General features: G+C 34.5%; 26 protein-coding genes. 4 read left to right on the top strand and 22 right to left on the bottom strand.

Going from position 1 to position 22382, the window contains the following annotated elements:
* Window positions 1–55: 55 nt before the first annotated feature.
* Together ACUN0F_RS25155 and ACUN0F_RS25160 are read left to right on the top strand one after the other, a co-directional pair.
* The gene (locus ACUN0F_RS25155) at window positions 56–1153 is read left to right on the top strand and encodes a flagellin N-terminal helical domain-containing protein (protein WP_001222365.1); all 1098 of its coding nucleotides are present in this window, start codon (window positions 56–58) and stop codon (window positions 1151–1153) included.
* Between the two features lie 259 nt (window positions 1154–1412).
* Complete coding sequence (locus ACUN0F_RS25160; protein ID WP_445540385.1) at window positions 1413–2213, top strand: flagellin N-terminal helical domain-containing protein; 801 nt, start codon at window positions 1413–1415, stop codon at window positions 2211–2213.
* Between the two features lie 95 nt (window positions 2214–2308).
* Here the strand turns inward: ACUN0F_RS25160 and ACUN0F_RS25165 are convergent, their stop codons facing one another.
* From ACUN0F_RS25165 to ACUN0F_RS25270, 22 genes are all read right to left on the bottom strand, one after another.
* Window positions 2309–3256: a DNA-binding domain-containing protein gene (locus ACUN0F_RS25165; RefSeq protein WP_445540847.1), complete on the bottom strand. Its 948-nt coding sequence runs from the start codon at window positions 3254–3256 to the stop codon at window positions 2309–2311.
* A gap of 618 nt (window positions 3257–3874) precedes the next feature.
* Window positions 3875–4783: a chemotaxis protein gene (locus tag ACUN0F_RS25170; RefSeq protein ID WP_000075958.1), complete on the bottom strand. Its 909-nt coding sequence runs from the start codon at window positions 4781–4783 to the stop codon at window positions 3875–3877.
* Between the two features lie 120 nt (window positions 4784–4903).
* Window positions 4904–5389 (bottom strand): hypothetical protein, encoded by a 486-nt coding sequence (locus ACUN0F_RS25175; RefSeq protein WP_000068318.1) that lies wholly within the window; start codon window positions 5387–5389, stop codon window positions 4904–4906.
* A 249-nt stretch (window positions 5390–5638) separates the two neighbouring features.
* Window positions 5639–5977 (bottom strand): DUF3964 family protein, encoded by a 339-nt coding sequence (locus tag ACUN0F_RS25180; RefSeq protein WP_000213334.1) that lies wholly within the window; start codon window positions 5975–5977, stop codon window positions 5639–5641.
* Between the two features lie 49 nt (window positions 5978–6026).
* A complete protein-coding gene (gene flgE, locus ACUN0F_RS25185; RefSeq protein WP_048566835.1) occupies window positions 6027–7340 on the bottom strand; it encodes a flagellar hook protein FlgE in 1314 nt (437 codons plus the stop codon).
* A gap of 21 nt (window positions 7341–7361) precedes the next feature.
* Window positions 7362–7934 carry a flagellar hook assembly protein FlgD gene (locus tag ACUN0F_RS25190; RefSeq protein ID WP_001143481.1) on the bottom strand — a complete coding sequence of 191 codons (573 nt, stop codon included), beginning with the start codon at window positions 7932–7934 and terminating at the stop codon, window positions 7362–7364.
* Between the two features lie 3 nt (window positions 7935–7937).
* A complete protein-coding gene (locus tag ACUN0F_RS25195; RefSeq protein ID WP_445540386.1) occupies window positions 7938–9053 on the bottom strand; it encodes a flagellar hook-length control protein FliK in 1116 nt (371 codons plus the stop codon).
* Between the two features lie 10 nt (window positions 9054–9063).
* On the bottom strand, window positions 9064–9474 hold the full coding sequence (locus tag ACUN0F_RS25200) for a hypothetical protein (protein ID WP_000360879.1): 411 nt from the start codon (window positions 9472–9474) through the stop codon (window positions 9064–9066).
* A gap of 116 nt (window positions 9475–9590) precedes the next feature.
* Window positions 9591–10895 (bottom strand): flagellar protein export ATPase FliI, encoded by a 1305-nt coding sequence (gene fliI, locus ACUN0F_RS25205; protein WP_097908068.1) that lies wholly within the window; start codon window positions 10893–10895, stop codon window positions 9591–9593.
* Window positions 10892–11578 carry a FliH/SctL family protein gene (locus tag ACUN0F_RS25210; protein WP_088610172.1) on the bottom strand — a complete coding sequence of 229 codons (687 nt, stop codon included), beginning with the start codon at window positions 11576–11578 and terminating at the stop codon, window positions 10892–10894. The genes fliI and ACUN0F_RS25210 overlap by 4 nt, the downstream gene beginning before the upstream one ends.
* Window positions 11565–12569: a flagellar motor switch protein FliG gene (locus tag ACUN0F_RS25215; RefSeq protein ID WP_000883360.1), complete on the bottom strand. Its 1005-nt coding sequence runs from the start codon at window positions 12567–12569 to the stop codon at window positions 11565–11567. Before ACUN0F_RS25215 ends, ACUN0F_RS25210 begins: the two co-directional genes overlap by 14 nt.
* A gap of 13 nt (window positions 12570–12582) precedes the next feature.
* Window positions 12583–14157 carry a flagellar M-ring protein FliF C-terminal domain-containing protein gene (locus ACUN0F_RS25220; RefSeq protein ID WP_062822501.1) on the bottom strand — a complete coding sequence of 525 codons (1575 nt, stop codon included), beginning with the start codon at window positions 14155–14157 and terminating at the stop codon, window positions 12583–12585.
* 22 nt (window positions 14158–14179) lie between these two features.
* Complete coding sequence (fliE, locus tag ACUN0F_RS25225) at window positions 14180–14479, bottom strand: flagellar hook-basal body complex protein FliE (RefSeq protein ID WP_000701682.1); 300 nt, start codon at window positions 14477–14479, stop codon at window positions 14180–14182.
* Between the two features lie 16 nt (window positions 14480–14495).
* On the bottom strand, window positions 14496–14909 hold the full coding sequence (flgC, locus tag ACUN0F_RS25230) for a flagellar basal body rod protein FlgC (protein WP_098091114.1): 414 nt from the start codon (window positions 14907–14909) through the stop codon (window positions 14496–14498).
* A 20-nt stretch (window positions 14910–14929) separates the two neighbouring features.
* The gene (gene flgB / locus ACUN0F_RS25235; RefSeq protein WP_001113102.1) at window positions 14930–15337 is read right to left on the bottom strand and encodes a flagellar basal body rod protein FlgB; all 408 of its coding nucleotides are present in this window, start codon (window positions 15335–15337) and stop codon (window positions 14930–14932) included.
* Window positions 15338–15707: 370 nt separating this feature from the next.
* Window positions 15708–15980 (bottom strand): hypothetical protein, encoded by a 273-nt coding sequence (locus ACUN0F_RS25240; RefSeq protein WP_001058080.1) that lies wholly within the window; start codon window positions 15978–15980, stop codon window positions 15708–15710.
* Window positions 15970–16338 carry a flagellar export chaperone FliS gene (locus ACUN0F_RS25245; protein ID WP_001149518.1) on the bottom strand — a complete coding sequence of 123 codons (369 nt, stop codon included), beginning with the start codon at window positions 16336–16338 and terminating at the stop codon, window positions 15970–15972. The genes ACUN0F_RS25240 and ACUN0F_RS25245 overlap by 11 nt, the downstream gene beginning before the upstream one ends.
* A 22-nt stretch (window positions 16339–16360) precedes the next feature.
* Window positions 16361–17743, bottom strand: a complete 1383-nt coding sequence (locus ACUN0F_RS25250) for a flagellar hook-associated protein 2 (RefSeq protein ID WP_098091115.1) — start codon at window positions 17741–17743, stop codon at window positions 16361–16363.
* A gap of 19 nt (window positions 17744–17762) precedes the next feature.
* Window positions 17763–18626, bottom strand: coding sequence for a flagellar hook-associated protein 3 (locus tag ACUN0F_RS25255; RefSeq protein ID WP_098091117.1), 864 nt, complete (start codon window positions 18624–18626; stop codon window positions 17763–17765).
* A 41-nt stretch (window positions 18627–18667) separates the two neighbouring features.
* Window positions 18668–19966 (bottom strand): flagellar hook-associated protein FlgK, encoded by a 1299-nt coding sequence (gene flgK / locus ACUN0F_RS25260; protein ID WP_088121766.1) that lies wholly within the window; start codon window positions 19964–19966, stop codon window positions 18668–18670.
* A gap of 17 nt (window positions 19967–19983) precedes the next feature.
* Complete coding sequence (locus ACUN0F_RS25265) at window positions 19984–20436, bottom strand: hypothetical protein (protein WP_002135377.1); 453 nt, start codon at window positions 20434–20436, stop codon at window positions 19984–19986.
* A 15-nt stretch (window positions 20437–20451) separates the two neighbouring features.
* On the bottom strand, window positions 20452–20916 hold the full coding sequence (locus ACUN0F_RS25270; RefSeq protein WP_000946323.1) for a YaaR family protein: 465 nt from the start codon (window positions 20914–20916) through the stop codon (window positions 20452–20454).
* Between the two features lie 143 nt (window positions 20917–21059).
* Here ACUN0F_RS25270 and ACUN0F_RS25275 point away from each other — a divergent pair, with 143 nt between their 5' ends.
* Both ACUN0F_RS25275 and cheR read left to right on the top strand, forming a co-directional pair.
* Window positions 21060–21557, top strand: coding sequence for a hypothetical protein (locus ACUN0F_RS25275; RefSeq protein ID WP_001020093.1), 498 nt, complete (start codon window positions 21060–21062; stop codon window positions 21555–21557).
* 39 nt (window positions 21558–21596) lie between these two features.
* Entirely contained in the window at window positions 21597–22379 is a 783-nt protein-coding gene (cheR, locus tag ACUN0F_RS25280; protein WP_048561275.1) for a protein-glutamate O-methyltransferase CheR, read from the top strand.
* Window positions 22380–22382 lie beyond the last annotated feature (3 nt).

Here is a 22382-nt window from a genome sequence, read left to right on the forward strand (position 1 = left end):
ATTACCGTTTTTCAATTTGCAGAAAAGTCAATATAAAAAAATGGGGGTTCTTAACATGAGAATTAATACAAACATTAATAGCATGCGTACTCAAGAGTACATGCGCCAAAACCAAGCTAAAATGAGCAACGCTATGGACCGTTTATCAAGCGGTAAACGTATCAACAACGCTTCTGACGATGCAGCAGGTCTTGCAATCGCAACTCGTATGCGTGCTCGTGAAAGCGGATTAAGTGTTGCTGCTAATAATACACAAGACGGTATGGCACTAATCCGTACTGCAGATTCAGCAATGAATTCAGTATCTAACATCTTACTTCGTATGCGTGATATTGCTAACCAATCTGCAAATGAAACAAACACAGATGCGAATAAAATTGCTTTAAACAAAGAGTTTTCTCAATTAAAAGAGCAAATCACTTATATCGCAGAAAACACACAATTTAATGATAAAGATTTACTAAAAGGCGATAACGTTATTAAAATTCAAACACTTGATTCTGATCAAGCCAGCAAACAAATTGATATTAACTTAAATGCTGTTACCCTGAATAAACTAGGTCTTAATGACGTAAACATTGGTTCTGATAAACTAGAACAAAAAGATTTAGATATTGTTAAAGAAGCAATGTTACGAGTTAAAACTCCAAATGCAAATGCTACAGTTAGGGATAAAGACGTTCAAGATGCTAAAGAAGCATTCGATAAGGTCAAAGGATTTATCACAGACAAAACTCAGGTTACAGCAGTTGAAAATGCATTTGCAGCTTATGCTACGGCAGATACTACAAAAAAAGATGATGCTGCTAAACTTATTGAAACTGCATTTGCTGCTGCTGCCACTTTACCTGCAGCAGGCGCAGCAACTAGTGCAGACGCACTAACTGCTGTTAAACAAATTGATGATGCGTTAACAATGGTTGCTTCTAACCGAGCAACTCTAGGTGCTACATTAAACCGTCTTGACTTTAATGTAAACAACCTTAAGAGCCAATCTTCTGCTATGGCTTCAGCTGCTTCTCAAATCGAAGACGCTGACATGGCGAAAGAAATGTCTGAAATGACTAAGTTCAAAATCTTGAACGAAGCTGGAATCAGCATGCTTTCTCAAGCAAACCAAACGCCACAAATGGTTTCTAAATTATTACAATAAGCCATTTGAGTTAGTTTCATGAATAAACCTCTCTGCTTGCGGAGAGGTTTATTTTTTCTATATAGATGAATTTTTTATAAAAGCTTTCTTTTTTAGATGGAAGAGAGCATCCATGTGGCATAGAAACGGTCAGTACTTATCTTAATCCCCTCTTATGTTAAAACACAAGCTTGCGTATAGGCATAAGCCTATTTATCTTTTCATGACCGTTTATTAGCTTTAGAACACTAACTATATCAATCTATAAGGAGTGTCTATTATGCGTATTGGTACGAATGTTTTGAGTATGAATGCTAGGCAATCGCTATATGAGAATGAGAAACGTATGAATGTGGCGATGGAGCATTTGGCTACTGGTAAGAAGTTAAACCATGCTTCTGATAATCCAGCTAATATTGCGATTGTGACTCGTATGCATGCGAGAGCAAGTGGTATGCATGTGGCAATTCGTAATAATGAGGATGCGATATCGATGCTTCGCACAGCTGAAGCCGCTCTTCAAACTGTGATGAATATTTTGCAGCGTATGCGTGATTTAGCTGTTCAATCTGCAAATGGTACAAATTCAAAGAAAAACCGTGATTCATTGAATAAAGAGTTTCAATCTTTAACAGAACAAATTGGCTATATTGGCGAGACGACTGAGTTTAATGATTTATCCGTGTTCGCCGGCCAAAACCGTCCTGTTACGTTAGATGATATTGGTCATACAGTAAATATGATAAAACATATTCCCCCTTCCCCTACACAACATGACATCAAGATTTCAACAGAACAAGAAGCAAGAGCTGCAATTCGTAAAATTGAAGAGGCTTTACAAAATGTATCACTTCACCGTGCCGATCTCGGTGCTATGATGAATCGTTTGCAGTTTAATATTGAAAATTTAAATAGCCAAAGTATGGCCCTAACAGATGCTGCATCTCGAATTGAAGATGCGGATATGGCGCAGGAAATGAGCGATTTTTTAAAGTTTAAATTGTTAACTGAAGTTGCAATTAGTATGGTTTCACAAGCAAATCAAATACCGCAAATGGTTTCCAAGTTACTACAATCTTAAAAAATCATCTTCCTTCTTTGAAACGATTCCATACAAAACAAAAGGGAAATACATATAAACTATGTATCTCCCTTTTATTTTGTACCCAAATTTTATTACTGCGTTACAGTCATAACCTGCCCACTACGATCAACCATAATTTTCATTTTACCGTCTTGTGCGTTATATAACCCTAATTTATGCAAATCTTGTTTACATTCTTTTACGAAGAAAGGTAATGTGCGAATTTGATTAATATCAGAGCTCGTAATGAAATGAATTAAATGATGCGTCATTTCTTTTATATCATGAACAAGCTCTTCCTTTTCTCGTTTTAGCCTTTCATTTTCAGCTCGTAATACATGTAATTCGCCTTCGAGACCACGTGCATTCTTTTCATCTTTTGAACGCTCTGCCGCCATGCTAGAAAGCTTATAAATCCCTTCCATGAACTGATGTAGTTCATGCTCTTTTCTTTCACTACACTGGCTAATCGTTTCAAAATTATCAACAATACCAGATATAACTGTTACAAGGCTTTTTTCACTCTCTGTATTTTCAACTTCTTTTCTTAATTCTTTCTTGTTTTCTGTTTTCATCTCAACAATTGGTTCTTTTACAGGCGTATATTTTCGCTTTCGTCCTGGTTTTTGTTTTTCAACATTTTCAAATGGTATTTCACATTTTTTTAATTTGTAATACGTATTTTGTAATTGACTTGCTGTTTTTGGAAAAAGATTCAGTTCTTTTTTACTAATGTATTTTGAAATATTAATAATGTTTAAACCGTGACGTTGGGAAAATTGATACACTTCATACAGTAACTCTAGCTCAGACTTTAGCCATGTAATTGTTGATTTTTCATACGCCCGCATCCCACCATTTTTTTCTATATCTATTTGAAATAATACCATTCTATTATGTAAATCAACTAGTTCTTCATATTTTACTTGGAATTGTTTTTCTATTTTTTTAAATTCCTCTTCTAGTTGCACATCGTTCATTTTATTATTTGACATGTTTTGTAAAAGACTTAATACATTGATTGCTGTGTGGTGATACATAATCTGTGTCACTCCCCCTCATCCTTTCACAATTCTCATCTGACTCCCATGTCTTCTCAGAAAATAGCAATTTTTACATATCCATATTATAACATTTCGAAATTATCTGTCAAATATTAAACATACAAAAATGTATAGAAAGTATAGAAATAGAAAAATTATTTTTAATTAATATGTATAATTACATATTAATTATATTATATGGTATTTCGGATATATTTTCACCGAAAAAGTTTGCGTCACTACGCAACCTTACTAGCATATTCCAAAAATACACTCTCTTATATTTTTAAATAAACAAGCCCGCTATTTATTCATTAAACGAATTGAAAATCTCGAAGTAGAGACTATTCATACAGCCACACACTCCAAAACGTCCCATCTTTCCGCCTATACAGAGTATAGAATACTAAAAAGGAACTAGCCAGTACTACTTACACGTGGCTAGTTCCCTCCTCCCTACTAAAAGAATAGAGTTGTATATCGGTTCTTCAAACCCTCAATTAAAGGCTCTATTCTTCTACTGACCTAAAACTACTCCATATCTCTGGTCTTAATCGCATGGGGCTCATTAGGCACTGACCTTGCTAGATTCTCTCTTTCAGCCAATAAAAGCTTTTAAAGTACTAACTTATCAACTAAACCAATTAACTCTTGAATATCTGGCTTACTTACTTGCGCATTTGCTCCTACAGCTTCGCCTTTATGGAATAATTCATTTGTAATTAATGAAGAGAAAATAATGACTGGTAAACGATTCATTACTTCACTATCTTTAACTACTTTCGTTAAATGATGTCCATCCATTTTCGGCATTTCAATATCAGTAATTAGCAAGTGAATATGTTCAAACATTTTTTCACCTTGCTCTTTCGCTAGCTTTTCAATTTGCGCTAACGCTTCTGCACCATTGCTGAAGAAGTTCATTTTCGTATATCCAGCTGATGATAATGTTTCTTCTAATATTTGGCGAAGCATCGCTGAATCTTCTGCAATATAAATAACTTTTTCAGCTCGATCTGTTTTCTGTTCTAACCCTGCAAGTGATTTATTGTCATAACCAGTACCACTAATTTCACATACAATTTTTTCATAATCTAATAGCAAAATGATTTGCCCATCTAGCTTTACAATACCAGATGTCGTTTCTTCTAGTCCCATAGACAATGAAGCTGGTTCATCAATTTGTTCCCAAGAAATACGTTGAATACGATGCACTTCATCAACACGGAAAATAACTTTCATTTGATTTAATTCAGAGATAATAAATTTCGTTTGATCAAGTGGCTTTGTCGATTTTAAATTAAGAGCTGTCGCTAAGTTAATAACAGGTAAAATTTCACCACGTACTTGAACAACACCTTCAACTGCATGATGAGATTCTGGCACAGTTGTAACAGGGAATGGATTAATGATTTCACGTACTTTCATTACATTAATACTAAATAGGTTTTCACCAACAGTATATGTAACAATCTCTAATTCATTTGTTCCGCTTTCTAATAAAATACTTTGTGCTTGTGACATAAAGGTGTCGCTCCCCTTCCATTAATTCCGTATATCTAATTATTAAGCTTTATTAAATCGAAAAAGTCAACTACCTATATAAAAAATATAGATAGTTGAACGATTTATTTTAAAAGACGCTTAATCTTGTATAAACGAAGCAAGTGCCTCTAATAACACTTCTTGCGCTCCTACAATTTCTGTCGGCATTGCTTCCCACTTTTTCGAAAGCTCCGTTTCTACTCTTATTCTTAGCTCCGAATCCATTTCTTCTAGCACATATTCTTTCGTCGCTATATCAACATCAAGTAGCGCAAGTGCATATAATTCTGGATCATTTATTTTTTTAAATAATTGTTTCAATATAGCTGGTGCTATATGTTTTAATTTTTCAATATGAATTTCCTTATCCGAAAATAGTAACTCATATTGAATAAACGTAACATTTTCTTTAATCACTTTAAAATAGCAATTATTTTTTTTATCATTTACAAAGTAACCGTTCGGATCTGCAATAATACTCTCTACTTTACGAATTAAATCCGGCAAACTACTCGCCGCCATAACAGTCCGCTGCTCAACCTCACTTGGCGAAATGAATGTAACGCGATACTTATTCTGCGCCATCCTCCTCACCTCTCCTTTTATAGAAATCTATCGTCACAAATAAACTTATTAGTCCATCTAACACGCTAAGACCACAGGTATTATTCATACTACACTTCGCTTAAATTTTAAACTAACCTAGTAACTCTTCATATCTCTGGTCTTAAACAACGGTCAAGCACCCACATAAGCACTAACCGCTACCACACATACCGCCAGGTCCTCTCTCAAAACCTAACAAAGGGCTTTTAAAAGCTTTTTAAGAGCTTTTTAAGAGCTTTTCAATAACTCGATGTTATTGAACCAAAATGCAATCTGCTGATCCGTTATCCCTGATAATGTAATAAAAAACTCACGGCACTTCATCTCGTCCTTAAACAGTTGATACTTCCATTCTCCTTCGCTACCAACACTTACGAAATAAAACTCATGAATACGGCCAATAATTGATTGCTTTTCACCAAATGAATATGCAGGTACTTGCTTAATTTCAAATTGATCAGGTAAATATATATGCTCTTCTCGTTCCATTTTTAACACTTGCTCTGCAAGTTCACGTTTATTTTCGAAAAAAGGCAATTGTAAAATTCGCTCTTGTCTTGTCGTCATACGAATAAAAAACCCTTTCTACTACATTACAATTTTACTTTATGATATATTATCGAATTAAGTTTACAACTTCATTTAATACTTCATCTGACACTTTAATTACTTTTGCATTCCCTTGGAATCCGCGTTGATAAAGCATTAAATCAACAAATTCTACAGATAAATCTACGTTTGAACTTTCTTTTGCTGACCCTCGTACATTACCTGCACCATTCTCACCAGCAACACCTATTCCTGGAATACCCGCTGATGGTGTCGCAACGTAATTTCCATTCCCTGTTTTCATTAATCCACCTGAATTCGGGAATGTAGCTACAGCTAGTTGTCCTACAACTTTCATACTACCATCTGAATATTTCATCATAACGAAACCACCGTCAGAAATAGAATAGTCATTTGCAATTGCAGCTGGACGCCCCGTTACTTCTGTGGTAGAAATAGTTTTCCCTGTCGGATAATTTGTTAATCCGCTTAAATCAAGTGTTAGACCACCACCAAAAGGAATTTGAACAGATCCACCTTTAGTAATTTCGCCAGTTACTGGATCTTTTTGTACAGGTTCATCTGTTTGCTTTAAATTTCCTAATGTATCAAATATAAGCGGTTTGTTGTCCGGCATACCTTCAATAGGCTTAAATTCTTTTTCGTTTTTAGAATCATTTCTTACAGAAACTGAATATGTATATTCGCCTGGCACTGGCTTTTCAACTTCTTTACCATCTACAGTCTCTTTTGTAGTCTTTTGTTTAATATTTACACGTAACGTTAACGAGTTCCCTTCCGCATCAAAAACTGTGAATTCGTGAGATAATGCATTTTGGTTTCTAGGAAGGTTTCCACCTATTGTCGCTTTATCTGTTTGAATCCCACCAACAGCTGATCCCATTGGAATATGAATTGGGCTTGGTCGTGAAGAAAAATCTACTTCTTGTGTTCCTGTTTTTACACCATAACCTAGTACATACTGTCCACCTGTATTTGTAACATAGCTATCTTTCGATACACCAAAAGACCCTTTTCTCGTATACTCTACATTTCCAGCATTACGATCACCAACTAAAAACAAACCGTTTCCTTCTATCGCTGTCTCCATCTTATCACTAGTTAAAGTAATAGAGCCATCACTAAAATCTGTTGATGTCCCACTGAACTTTACACCGTTACCAATACTCTTTGGATTCGTACCAGCATAAGCACCATCACCACGTGAACCAACCGTATTATTATATAGCAAATCATCAAATATAGCCTTTTGCTTTTTATATCCAACTGTTTGTGCATTTGCAATATTATTTGAAGTAACACTTAATGCATTTTGTGCTGCATTCATCCCTGTAATACTTGTATATAACGCTTTAATCATAACCTTTGTACACTCCTTTTATTAATCTGGCTTAACCTCTTCATTTTTTTCTATATCATCTTTCTTCTCATCTTCCGGATTAGTTTCTGTTATCGGTTTATCAGAAACCCTTTCTATGAAACGAAGTGAGACAACTTGATTATCAACAATAAGTTGCACATCGTTATTTTCAGCAAGCCGAACTGTTTCCACTTGACCAGTCACTTGCTTTCCATTATTGCTTACACCTCTAACGTACTTTCCTAAAAACTTCATCCCTCCATCAAGAGCCGTCGAATACATCGTTGATTGCAGTTTATCTACTGCTTTCGTCATATTCTGTACTTGCTCCATAAGCGATAGCTGTGCTGTTTGGTTCATCATTTGGTTCATATCCATCGCATTAAACGGGTCTTGATGTTGAAAGCTTGCTAAGAAAAGTTTCAGGAAATCATCTTTATCCATAATACCGGGTGTTTTTTGAGTACTTGCTGATACTCCGTTTGCTTGTTGAGCTGTCGACTGTGCACCAGTAACAGATGCGTTTTTTGTTTGTGCTCCTGCTTGTAACGGAATATGATTTGTACTCGTTGTATTTAATCCAACTGTTGGCACACTTTATTCCTCCAATAATCCCGCAAATTCTTTTGAATGTTGTTTTTCATGTTTCGTACTTGCTAATTTTTGTTTTTGTCTTTGCTCTTGTTCTCGCTGTTCTTTTCGATTTTCATCTTTATCTGAATAGCTAATTTGAATATTGATTTCTTTTTCTTTTAACTTCAGTCTCAATTCATCAAAAATGATTTCAACACGTTTTTTCGCATCATGTTTTTCCATTTCTACGTGAACATCAATTTGATCTCCATGTTTTTTCATAAACACCGTTAATGTACCAAGTTTTTCTGGATTTAACTGAAATAAAACACGCTCTTGTTTCACTACAAATTTTTGCAACGCTTCTACTTGTGCTTCCATTTTCTTTCCTAAGTCAGGTAACGTAACTTTCTCAGCGCCACTATTTGATTTTCCTATTTGATCCGTACCCGTTGCTTTATTTAATAACTCCGCACCCGTTGAACTCGAATCGTTTAACACATCACCTTCAGGCAAATCTATCTTTACATCATCGCCCTCAGCTTTTGGAAGATCTACATCTAAGTCTTTGGAATCTTCTTGTTTCTTTGCAATATTACAAGTTTCTGTTTCTACAATTTTTAATGCTTGCATCGTTTGCTCCGGCATCGTCACTTTATCTAATACCATTTGCATTGTATCTTCTAAACATATAGCATTTTTGATATTCATATTTAAAAGAAGTTCTTGCAACTGTTGTAATTCATTGGCGGGTAATTCGTTAAGTTTTATATTCCCATATTCTTTATATAGCTCTTGTATTTTTTGTATGTATTGATATAACAATTCCGGTTGCACACGTAATTGCTCAATTGCAACCATTTGCTCAGATACAGCTAATAGTAACTGTTCTGTCTCTTTTTTTTCTTCTTTCTTTACAATTGGCTCTTCTTTCGTTACTGATTGTTTAGAAAGAATATATTCTTTTTTTTCTTCTTTTGGTGCTTCTTCTCGTTTCATTTTCTCCGTTTTCGGCTGCTTTTTATTTTCCATTCTCATCGTACGATCGAATGAAGAATCTTCACTTTTTGATTGTACTTCTAGCCCTTTTTCTTTTTGCGGAGGTAAACTTTGTTGCACCGGTAATACAGACTGTATCACTATATTCACCTCATCCATTCATACACATTTTCAAATCAAGAAGCATTTTTTCTTCCTGCTTTTCTCGTACTTTTGCAAGCTTTCTACAATCTTCTTGATACATCTCATCAATGACACGTTCTTTTTCTTTTACCTGTTCTAAAAGGCTTTCATTTTTTTGAATAAAATCTTCCGTTTTTTTAATTTTCCGATTCCATTCTTCTATTCTTTCAGGTGAAAACGTATGTGACGAAAGCATACCGGCCATTATACGCTGCCCAGTTTGTACGACTTTACTACGCGATTTTACTACATATAAATCATATTCTTTTTTTTGTTCTATTTTTCTTTTTTCACCTGTTAATTCATACACTTCTTTCAAAATCTGTTCTTTTTCTTGATTTATTTGCAATTTTATCGTGTCGTACTGCTGCTTATCCACCTGTTTTCATAGCCCCTTCCTATTATAACGCTCTCTTTTTCTATTATATAGTTTTTTCCCAAAAAAATCTGTGAAATATTAAAAAACAAAAAAATAAGACCTCTTGGGCAGAGGTCTTATACTGTATGGTGCATCGCTTCAACAATATCATCAAATTGGAAACTATCAGATCGACCTTGTTTTAAAAACGTATTTATACCTTCTACTTTATTTTTACATTCAAAAATATAAGCATTTTCTGCATTTTCTTGAATCGTCCCTAATTTAAAATACAATTCATTTTCTTTATAAACAGATAAGATTTTTCTCATTTCATTTGCAAGTTGCCAATGAGTTGGCGAAACGATTTCTTCCATAATCCTACTCACTGAGTCTAGCACTGAAATAGCAGGGTAATGACTAAGTGTTGCAAGCTCACGTTTTAATACAATATGTCCATCTAAAATACCACGCGCTAAATCTGGTACAGGGCCGTTTAAATCGTCTCCATCAACGAGTACGGTATAAATACCTGTTATGGATCCCTTTTGTGTTTTACCAGAGCGCTCTAACAGCTTCTTCATATAGCTTTCCATTAAGAGTGTTTTACCACCGATTGGCAACTCTTTAACGGCAATATCAACACTTCTACGCGCATCAGCAAAACGAGTAACAGAGTCCATCATAAGTAGTACGTTATTACCTTGATCACGGAAATATTCAGCAATAGACGTTGCAAGTTTCGCTGCACGAAGTTGCATTAGGTGACTTTCATCTGACGTCGCTACAACAACGACGCTTTTTCGCATTCCTTCTTCACCTAATTCTTTTCGAATAAAGTCTTTTACTTCTCGGCCACGTTCTCCTACTAAACTAATAACATTAATGTCAGCTTTTGCGTTTTTCGCAATCATTCCGAGTAAAGTAGATTTACCAACACCAGACCCAGCGAAAATACCAATCTTTTGACCGATACCAATTGTTAGCATAGAATCAATGGACTTTATTCCCGTTTCAAATACATCAGTAATCTCTTCACGCTCAAATGCATGGATAGGGGGGGCATCTAATTTTATTTTCTGTAGTGGAATATTTTCAGCGTTCTCATTTAACACTTCACCATTCGCACTTAACACCTTTCCAAGTAAATGATCACCACGAGGTACAACAACATCTTCTGCAATTAATGTAACGGAATCCCCGTAACATACTTTTTCTGTCTGTCCAAATGGGAGTAACATATTATTCTCTTTTTCAATCGCAATTACTTCACATAAAACATTATGTTCTCCAACGAAACAAACATCGCCAATTTTCGCTTTCGGTCCTTTCGCTACGAAAAACTGTTCTTGTACACTATGAACTTTACCAATTTTCGTATAAAACGGTGTTTCGATAAACGTATTCCACTTATTCTGTTCATTTATGAGCTTGTTGTTCATACATTTTGCTCCTCAAACAACTTCTCTTCTTCCCATTTCTGACGAAGTTTCGCAAATATAGGTGCAAATTTAAATTCAAAGAACTCTTTCTCTTCTTCCAGAACAAATTCACCGAACTGCAAGGAGAAATCATATTTCCATTCTACTAATTGTAGTAACCAATACTCTTTCGTATTTTCCTTCTCTTCTTGAATACGTTCAAATGTTTCTGGGTGTACGGTAATGATTAATTTTTCAAACGAAGTAGGCAACGTTTGAACGATACCAGTTAAAATGGGTAACACATCAAGCAATCGTGAATCTACTGCTTGATTCACGATTTTTTCTGCTAGATGAAAAGATTGATCCCATAATAACTCTGTCCATTCATATGCTGTTTCTTGTTGTTCTTGTTGAAACTGCATACGCGCTACTTCCATCTGTTCCATTTGTTCATGAATATGCGTTTGAAATTGCTCTTTATCTTGCAATAGCTGTTGACGCTCTCGTTCTAGCATTTGCTGTTCTTGCCTTAGTTGATTCAGCTCAATATGTAATGATTGTTGCTGTGCAAGAAGCTCTTCATGGTCCACCTGTATTTCTTCTTCTACTTGAACTGGTATTGGTTTTGGAAATTGTAATTCATACGTTTCTTCAGAAAAAGAAACAGAATTCTTCGGAATTCTGTTTTTAAATAAGGACATCATCTTCACCTCTTTGAACGATAATTCTTCCTTCCTTCTCTAGCTTTTTCACTGTACCTGTAATCGTTTGCTGTGCTTTCTCAGCATCCGTCATCTTAAGCGGTCCTAAGCCATCTAACTCTTCTAGAATCATCTCTTTGCGGTTTGAAGACATACATGTAAATAATTTCTCTTTAATTTCTTCTTTTGCAATTTTAAGTGCTTTCGCAATAACACCATTATCTGTAATTTCCTCTAACACACGGCGAAGTGCAAGATCTTCAAGTCCGAGTAAGTCTTCAAATACAAACATGTTTTCTTTAATTTTCTCAGATAACTCATAATCCATTTCATCCAGCTTTTGAAAGACTGTTTTTTCAACACCTCGTGAAACATTATTTAAAATGTTTACTATTGTTTTCAAGCCATCCGTTTTATTAATTGCATTAAATGCCATATTATTTAATTTTGATTTTAATAAATCACCAATTTGATTTATTAATTCACCATCAACTTGCTCTAGCTTCGCAATCCCCATTACCGTTTCTACTCGCTTATGATCTGGTAATCTCTCAATTAACTGAGAAGCAAGTTGCGGTTTAATATAAGAAGCGATAATCGCAATCGTTTGTGGCGATTCATCATTAAGTACAGTAAGAAGCGGTTCTAAATCTGCAAGTGAATTTAAGAATTCAAACGGATTATCTTTGTTATACCAAAGATCTTCCAATAATTTTTCTAGTTCGTCTTCTGGCATATTTTTAAATATGCGACGAATATATTCTTTATCCGGAGTCACTAGGTTTAATTCTTTTACATTTAATTCATATAAGAACTCCCCTAGTACATTTTCTAACGTTTCCGGTTTATATACACGAAACTTCGCGATTTCACGAAGTAATACTTCTTTTTCCTCAGCCGTCATATATTCAATGACTTTTGCTGCCACCCCTTCTTCTAATGTACGAATAAGGATGGCAGCTTTTTCTTTGGAGGAGATTTCATCTAACATCGTTGTTCCTCCCTTACTGTCCATTTAACCATTTTTTAATTACTTTTGCAGTTCCTTCTACATGTTCTTTCGTAGCATCATGCACTTGTTCATCTAACGTTGGTTCTTTCGGTTCTTCTGGTTCTGGTTTTGGCTCTGGTACTATTTTTTCTTCAGGAATTTCCATAATACTTTCATTACTTGCAGCAATTTCCTCTTCTGCTAAGTATTCTTCATATTCCTCTTCTTCTTTCTTTCTCTTACGTCTTGCTAATAAGAACCATACTAGACCACCAATCGCTAATAAACCAGCTGGAATTCCACCGAATAACCACCAGTTTATACCGCTTTCTTCTGGTTCTTTCTTCTTCTCTTCTTTCGGCTGATCAAACTGAACAGTTACAACGTTAACTTGACCGTTTGTAAAGTTTCCATTCGGATCAGCTTGAAGCCCAGCAGCTGTGCCGATTGCTTCTTTGAAAGTAGTCATATCTATTTTTCGTTTTACTAACGTATCATTGTCTACCCATACTACAACATTTGTTTTCGTTAATTCTGGGTGTTTCTTAATTGTTTCAACTGTTTTATCTATTTCATAGTTTTCAATTTTGTTACCATTTTTATTATCATAGACGATTTTACCATTTTGATTATTGTTCGTACCGTAATTTGGTACTTCACCGTTCGCTGTAATACCAGCACCTTGTTTCGTCTCTGCTCCTTCTTGTGCAGTAGAGCTTTCTTCTTGCTCTTGTTTACTACGAAGTACACCTTTATCACCATATTTTTCTGACTGGCGTGTAACTTCATCATAGTTTACAGACACTTTCGTATTCACTTTATATTCATTCGGTTTAAACATCGTCATTAATGTTGCATCAATATCTTGCTTTAATTTACCTTCAATTTGTTGCTGCATCTCTACTTCTTTTTCATAAGAAGAGGAACTAGTAGAATGCGCTTCATCTGCTCCTTTTGAGATAATACCTTTTTTGCTATCAATCACACTTACTTCTTCTGCTTTCACTCCAGGAACTGCTGCACTAATCATTTGCTGTATACCCGCAACTTGATCAGCAGTTAATAGTTGACCACGCTTCACTCCAACCGTAATCGCAGCTGTTCCTTTTGCTTTTTCTTCATCAAAAATTGTCTCTTTTTCAGGTAATGTAATTTGAACATTCGCCGTTTCAACTGTCGCAAAGTTTCTTACAATATCTTGCTCCAATTGCTTTTTCGTACCGACAATTTGCTTCATTTTTTTATCTTGCTCACTTGAACCGAGCGAGCTTTCTAATAAAATTTCCTCACCGCTTTTAGAATTAAATGGTAAGCCCATCCCATTCATTTCTTTTCGAACCCATGGAGCATCATTCTTTTGCACACGAATCGAACCATCGGCCGCTAATTGATAATCGACACCTAACTTCGATAATTCTGCTGTAATCTCTTGCTTATCTGTATCATTTAAATTTTGATATACAACAACATATTTATCTGGCAAGGTGAAGTATAAAAGTGCTCCTGTTACAATCGCTAAAAGCGCAGCACCGATTACTAACTTATGCCACGTTTTTAATGATTGGATAACATTTTTTATCTTTTCCATTTAAACACACCCGTCCACTTTCCTAAATTTGCATATTAATTAGTGACTTATAATTTTCGATAAGATTATCACGTACGAGAGCAGCCGTTTTCATTTGGGACTCTGCCTTCTTCTGCTGAATTAAAACGTCATGCGTTTCCCCTACCCCTTTAGTTAGTAAATCGTATACTGCTGTTTGCGCATTGTTTTGCGTTTGATTCATATCTTCCAATAAATCAATAAACTTTTTCCCCTCAACTACAGATGTTTGAGACGTTTTCGGTGCACCAATTGACTGAATTGCTCCAAATGGTTGCGTATTTAACATTGGTTGGATTTTCATATTACTATATTCCCCCTTATCCTCTGCCAATTTCTAAATCTTTATCAAGCATTTTTTTATTCGCATTTAATACACTTGTATTCGCTTCGTACATTTTTTGGGCAACCATTACATTCGTCATTTCAGCAGTCACATCAATATTTGGATAGCGTACATATCCTTCTTCATTTGCATGCGGATGTGTTGGATCATACACTAAGTTTTCAGTTTTATCTGCTTCAATACTTTTTATTTTTACTCCATTTGTAGGAGACACATCTAACATATTTGCAAAACTATTGTTTGATTCTAGCACTACACTACGACGCTCATATAAATCCGTCCCCGGAGCAGCTGTTGTATTTGCATTTACAATATTGTTAGAAGTAACTTCCATCCACTTTCTCGCTGTCGTTAGCCCTGAGCCACTTGCATTAATTGCCTGAAACATCGTTGTCTCTCCTTCTACTTTTAACGTCCGCGTGCCGCTTGGTTAATTGCATATTGTGTATTAATCGCGTTAATTGAAATACCGTATAACTGATTTGCTTTCATTAAATCTAGCATTTCTGTCGTTACATCCACACTATTTCCATCTTTATTCGTTTGCATTGATTTTGTTTGCATCTTTGCATATGTATTTTTCGTATTCACTGTCGGTAAGTGCATTTCATTCGTTTGATATAAATTCGGATTACTCTTTAAGTCCGCAGCATTGTTCTTATATAATGCACTACTTTTATTCATTTGCTCAGCAAATGTTACATCTTGCGCTTTATAGCCGGGTGTATTCGCATTTGCAATATTACTAGAAACAGTATTTCGTTTCGTCACTAAATAATTCATATAATGGCCTACATCACTCACTAAATCTGGCATATTCCACACCCTTTCTTTTCTAACTTAATGATCCACTGATGGAAGTTTCACTTCATTATTTATTTTCTTATATGTGTTTATTAAAATATTAACAATCATGTACCCTTACATATTTTATTCCATTTTTCCATTGTTGTCTTTAGAAAAATACAAAAATATAAAAAAGAATACAAAAAAAACTGTATACACATAATAATCTATGCAACATTTCAACATATAATCTACAAACTAAAGTTCATTTTTACATTATTTAGATTACTACTATTTTTTCATTACAGTCATAAAATGAAACCTCAATCAGCGGAAGTCTTTATTTAAACAAAGTAATGGATCCCCTCTTAAAAGGGGAATCCGTTTCTAAACTCTATCACTAAAATTTACCGTAAAATGAATTTGCTTTCATGCGCCCATCATTTGTCATAATCATTTCTTCTAAAATCTTTTGCTTATCTCGAATATGCTGTGCCGCCTTAATAATAAATGGGCTTACTTCTGCTGCAACTTGCGCACGTGTTTCCTCATCCAATGTCATCATCCAGCGATTTAACATTTCACTCTTCTCAGCAAACTCTCCATCTGACACTTGCAATTCACCGATTTCATTAAAACAGCCGACAAACGTCCGATAAATATCATTGTTCATTTTCAAGTGCTCCGCGGTAACCATCTATTAAATCTTGTAACACTTTCACAATCGCATCCATGTCTTTTGCTTCACGTGTTACTTTCATCGTTTGAATTTGAATGCTAATCCAATCGTATAAGCCATATAAACTATCATATAAATCTTTCGTAATTTCAGGATTTAATTGAAGCTTTAATTCTTCAAAAATACGTTCTAACTTTTCAAGAAGTGCATCTCCTTCTTGTAGCTTAAAAGTATGTAACAGTTCTTCTAAATTACGAAACTCTACAATACATCTTTCATAAATAAAAATTGTATTTTTAATTGGATTACTCGTCATAATATCGTTTTGCATATAACGTTGCCATGCTTGCATACAATCACTTCCTTAGCTTTCATTAATCATCACTTTTTTGTTTTGTCATTGCTTTAATTGTTTTTAATTGACTATCAAGCGCCGCTAACGTACTCTCTAGCTTTTGATACTTCTTCACAATTTCATCTTGTTTTTGCAAGTTTTGCGTTTCAATATCTTTAATCTTTTTATCTAAATCACTTACACGTGAATCAATGTTTTTTACACGTTCTCCAACTACACCTTTATCACCAAATATTTTATCAAGTGGTTCTTCCATCATTTTTCCTAAACCGTTAGAACTAAAGAAAAATTGCTTCGTTGCATCGGGTTTTTCTTTTAGTGCTTGTGTTAATTTTTCATCATTAACTTCCATGGTTCCGTCTTGCTTTAATTGAATACCAAATGTGAATAAATAATTACCGTCTTGAGAAAATGTTGCAACATTGTTCATCGCTTGACGTACGCTTTGCATAATTACCTGTCCTTGGAAAACTCCATCTTTCCCAGCAAAAAGATCGACTGTAGAAACTGCTTTATTATACTCTGTTACCATCTTTTTAATAATATTGGCTGTGTCTGTTACATTGGAATCACTTACCGTAAATTTTAATTCTACACCTTTTACTTTTGGATCTGTTGTTGTACTTGCATCTGATGTTCCTTCTGCTTTCGGCTCAGTTACTTTTAACAATTCAATTTTTACGCCTGGAAGAGCTTCAATTGTATTAGTAAAACTTTCAGCTTCAATACCATTAATACTATATTTTGCATTTTGCGCTTCATTAATTGTATTGACTGCTGTCCCATCCGCCTTAGCTAAACCAATATCTTGAAACAGTGTAGATGTGTTCCCTGAAAAATCAATTTCCCCATCTGTTCCTTCTTTTTTTGAGGACATAAAGATTTTATCTCCAAGTGTATAAGCCGATATACCATAATCTCCGTCATTAATTTTATTAATTAAATCTTTATATGTCATATCAGTTGTTACTTTGAGTGTTTTCCCACCTAGTTGTAATGTTTCATCTTTAGGAAGCTTCGCATTTATATCAGCAATCTTATTAGAAGCTATTTGATGACGCTGCGCAAGCTGTGTAATCGTCATATTAAAAGTTCCTGCAATAGCTCCACCATCAGCCTTCACATTAATGTAGCCGTCTTGTGTCGTTGTAACTTTTTTCTCATTCCCTTTAAAAGCTGCTAAATCTTTAAACATTTGAGTAAAAGGAGTAAATTGTGTCTTTAAACTTGCATATACTTGTTTATCTTGCGTAAGTTTTTGCTTCTCAGTAGTATATGGTGTTTTTCTCATATCCAACGCTTGCATTTCTAATTCTACAAGGTTAGAAGTATCGATCATATTATTTCCGAGGTTCCAAATTTGTTGTCTACCACCAATACCTGTCATCGTTGTTCCTGCCATTTTTCTCACTCCTTATAGATTACATATAATCTAAAATACTCGTTTTACTCATCGTACTAACTGCTTTTAACGTAGCTTCATACGTTGCGTTTATATAAGCTAAATCAGAAATCGCTACCGCTAAGTCAACATCTTCAATTTCTTTACGGTTTTCTTGAAGTGCTAAGTTTTGCTCGCTTAAAATTGTTTTAAACGTCTCCATTGTGTTCATTGTCGAACCAACTTCAGTTGTGCGATTAATGATGCCATCTAAATTTTTTTTATTTTCTCCTAATAAAGGCTGTAATGCTTTTTGGTCACCTTTTTGCATCGCTTCACTCATCTGTTTTAACGTTTTTATAACAGGGGATAATAGCGCTTCGCCGTTACGAAATGCTTTTAATTCATAACCGTCATTTAGTTGCCAGTTCACATCATTTTGTCCACCCTGATACGTACCATCTTCTGTAAATGGTGGCTTTTCCACACTATCACCACCAAAAATATAACGACCTTGTTCTTTCGTATTCGCTAAATATACAACTTGTCTTAAGATTTGATCAATCTCTGCACCGATGGCTTTCAATTCTTTTTCACCATTTGGCCCATTTAACGCCTGCACCGTTAATTGATCTGCTCTCGTTACAGATTTCAAAACACCTTGTAAAGTATTTTCAGTTTGTGTTAATACATTTTTCGAATCCGCTATATCTTTTTGCATTTGCTCCATATTCGCCAATGAATGTTGAATCGCAAATGATTTACTTGCCGCAAGTGGATCTTCACTCATAAAAAGGTTTTTCTTCCCTGAAGTTACTTGATTTCGGTGGTATTGTTGTTGCACATTCAAATCCATTAACTGATTCTTTGCCCAGCTTGCATTTTGAAATGTAGATACTCTCATTTCTATCTCCTCCTTATAAATTTTCAATCAATTACTATCACTTATCGAATAATCGAAAATAGACTATCAAACACTTCATTCATCGTAGTAATAGCTTTAGAGTTTGCAACGAAATATTTTTGGAAGGCCATTAAATTAACCATTTCCTCTTCCATATTAACGCCTTCAACACCCATTTTTTCTTGCTGAATCCCCTCTAATAAATCCCCATGAATTTTTTGATAAGCATTCACCGCACTTTTATCAGATGCAACACCAACTACGAATTGGTCTAATGCTTGTTTATAAGAAAGACCTTCTTTATACTTTCCATCTGTAATTGCTGCTAGTTTATTTGCTGTTTCAGCTGATATTTTCATTTTCGAAACATCTTTTGCAAATTCAGGGTTTAATTTCATATCTTTCGCTTGATCTCCAACGAAGAACTCTTTCCCCATTACTGTGTTCACTTCATTCTTTACAGAACTCATTAGTTCTTCAAGGTTTTTCTTATAACTAGCAATCTTCGCTTTCGTATCGATCGCTGATTGGATTGCTCCACTAGTTAAAGGAATTTCCGAACCGTAAATTTCAGCAGTCATTGGTTCTTTTTCTTTATTTAATTGAAGTGGATATGTATCTTGTCCATTTACTGTTAAAACACCATTCATTCTAACACTCGCGATATTAGGATTCATAGATTCATAAGACACTTCTATATTTGCATACTTAGACATTTCTGTAATGATACGATCACGTTCATCTAAAAGTTGATTTGGCACTTGTGTACCTGCTTGTCCAATTTTTTTATTCGCTTCCGCTAAGCTGCCAGCAAGACGATTAAATTCATTGACATGCGCTTCAATATCTTCTGTCGTTTGTGCTTCTGCTGTATCTAAGCCTTTCGCTAGACGATTTACTTGACTTGTAAACTTCCCAGTTTCAGAAATTAATGTATCATAGTAATTTGGTTGTTCTGGATTTTTTGCAACTTCACGAAAGGCATTGAAGAAGCCATCCATTAAACTAGATAATGAATTCTTCCCTGTCGTTCCAACCATAGATTCTACACGTGATAAAGTCGAATTCATGTAGTTATAGTAAGAGAGTTGAGATAATTGATCGTTAAACTGTTTCGTCTTCACTTCATCTGTAATACGGTCAACGCCTAACGTTTGTACACCGTAACCTATTTTTTGTTCCGGTGAATAGCCCTGACTTGCCCCAGCCGATCCGTAATTCACCATTTGACGCACATAACCAGGCGTATGAATGTTAGATAAATTTTGTTTCGTCGTTTGTAATCCCATTTGTGCCGCTAATAAACCCGATAGCGGCGTATTATAATCAGATAATCTCATAATGTTTCACTTCCCCTTTACAATAGTTCGTTCATAAAGATTTGTGAATTATTGTTTCGCTCTAAATTATATTCAGAAACGGAATCCACAATACTTTCTGTAGTTTTTAATAGTACGTTTAAGTAATATTGATTTTTCAAAAGAATCATTTTTACATTCTCTTCTAATTCTGCTACATTTTTTTGTAATTCTTCCATTTTTTCAATTTCTTCGTTAGAAAAATGCGAAAATAATGCACTTACACGAAATGATTCCACGCCCTTTTCTTTACAAAACTGAACAACCATTTCTTCAAATGAACTTGATAACTTTTTTAAACCATCAATGTACTGCAATTGCTCTACTTGCAATTTTTGAACTGCATTTACATTTTTATGTTTCAAATTCTCATATATTTGTTCTCCGAGCGTTTGAATATTTTCATACGCTTTTTGAATAATAACAAGCTTTTCATATAATTGTATGTACATATAGCTTCCTTCCTTTTACAAGACTAAATTTACAATTAAACCGTGGATCTCTCCAATTTGATTTAACATTTCTAAATGTCCCGTTTTCGTATTAATTAAATTCATAACATCTTCTAACTCATTTAATCCCATTTCCGCCTGTTTCACAATCGTCATTTTCTGTGAATATCCGTAACGCGGATGACGAGACATGACATCTTTATATTGCAATACATTATCTACGTAAAAATTCAAAAATGATTTTACTGTATTTTTGTATTCCATTACATTATCAAGCGTTAATTCCATTTCAATTTTCTCTTTAATTTCTCCAATGTTATCGACAAATGCTTCCATTTGTTCTAGCAATTTATCTTTTTTCGGATCTGCATGCAAATTATCCGAAAATGCAAGTCCTGTCCTGACATTTGCTTCTTTCGGCATTTGAGTAGCAGGCGGTATATGCGATAAAATTGGATTATGCGAGATCGAACGCAGCATATATATCACCTATTTATTTTTTTATTTCTTCCTAAACTTAATCGTAAAATCCAGTTATTTATAATTATACTCTGAACACTAATATTTTGCAGTTATTTTTTATAAAAGATATGTTACAATTTAGCATGAGGTGGCACAAATCTATGAATATTTTTCTTTGTGGTTCAAATCAATTAACAGCATTAGATCAAGAAGAAATAAAAAAATTTTTAACTGACTATGCTCACAAACATAAAATTTACATATTATGTTATAAATCTATCGAAAATGAGATTCTTCGTTTTTTCATCGAAAACGAAAGACTCGCTCAAAATTTATGCCTTTACACGCTACAGCCGTTACAAGCATTAACAGATGAATTTCAAGAGGTCGTTGATTACTTAAAAAAACACGGAGCCGAGTATGTCGCTTTTGATCATCCTTCCGACTCCATTTACCGATCAGATTATATGTTTTTTGTAAAACAAATAATCGAAGATACCGATTTAGTTCTCTGTTTTTATAATGGGGACAAGCATACTTCTGTCATTCCCGTTGACGTTGCAAAAGATGCAGGAATTGATGCTGTTATTTATGATTTACCAGGTTTACATGAAAAACAGATGAAAAAAAACTTTGAACAAAAAATCCGTATGATGTAAAGGGGGAGGCACAATATCGTTATTGTGCCTATTATAAATATGATAATTGAACAAGATTATGATCATTTTATCGCGAGTTTTAAACAACAATTCAATATGGATATCGCTTCATATAAACAAGATAGAATGCGGCGTAGAATCGATGCTTTTATTTCGAGAAAGGGCTTTGAGAACTACACTAATTTTTTAAGTAATTTACGTACTGATCAAAATTTATTTTTAAGTTTTATTGATTATATTACAATTAACGTTTCAGAATTTTTCAGAAATAAAGAACGTTGGCAAACGTTAGAGACGAAAGCACTACCAAAATTACTCGAACAAAATAACGGAAAATTAAAAGTATGGAGCGCCGCTTGCGCTGCCGGTGAAGAACCATATACACTCTCTTTAATTTTATCGAAGCATCTAGCTCCATTTCGTTTTGAAATACAAGCAACAGATCTTGATTTTCACATTTTAGAAACTGCAAAACGCGGTCAATATACAGAACGTTCTTTAAAAGAATTACCTATCGACTTGAAAGAGCGTCATTTCACAAAAGAGAATGATATATATTCATTACATCAAAATATTAAGCAAAACGTCACGTTCAAACAACACGACCTATTAATGCAGTCGTTCGATACAAATTACGATTTAATCATTTGTCGCAACGTAATGATATACTTTACTGAAGAAGCAAGGGTAAAACTTTATGAAAAGTTTAGTCGTTCTTTACGAAAAGGCGGCGTACTATTTGTTGGTAGTACCGAACAAATTTTAACACCTGAACGTTATAATCTTCAGAGATTTGATACATTCTTCTACGAAAAAATATAAAAG

Source organism: Bacillus sp. 1A, from assembly GCF_052682215.1.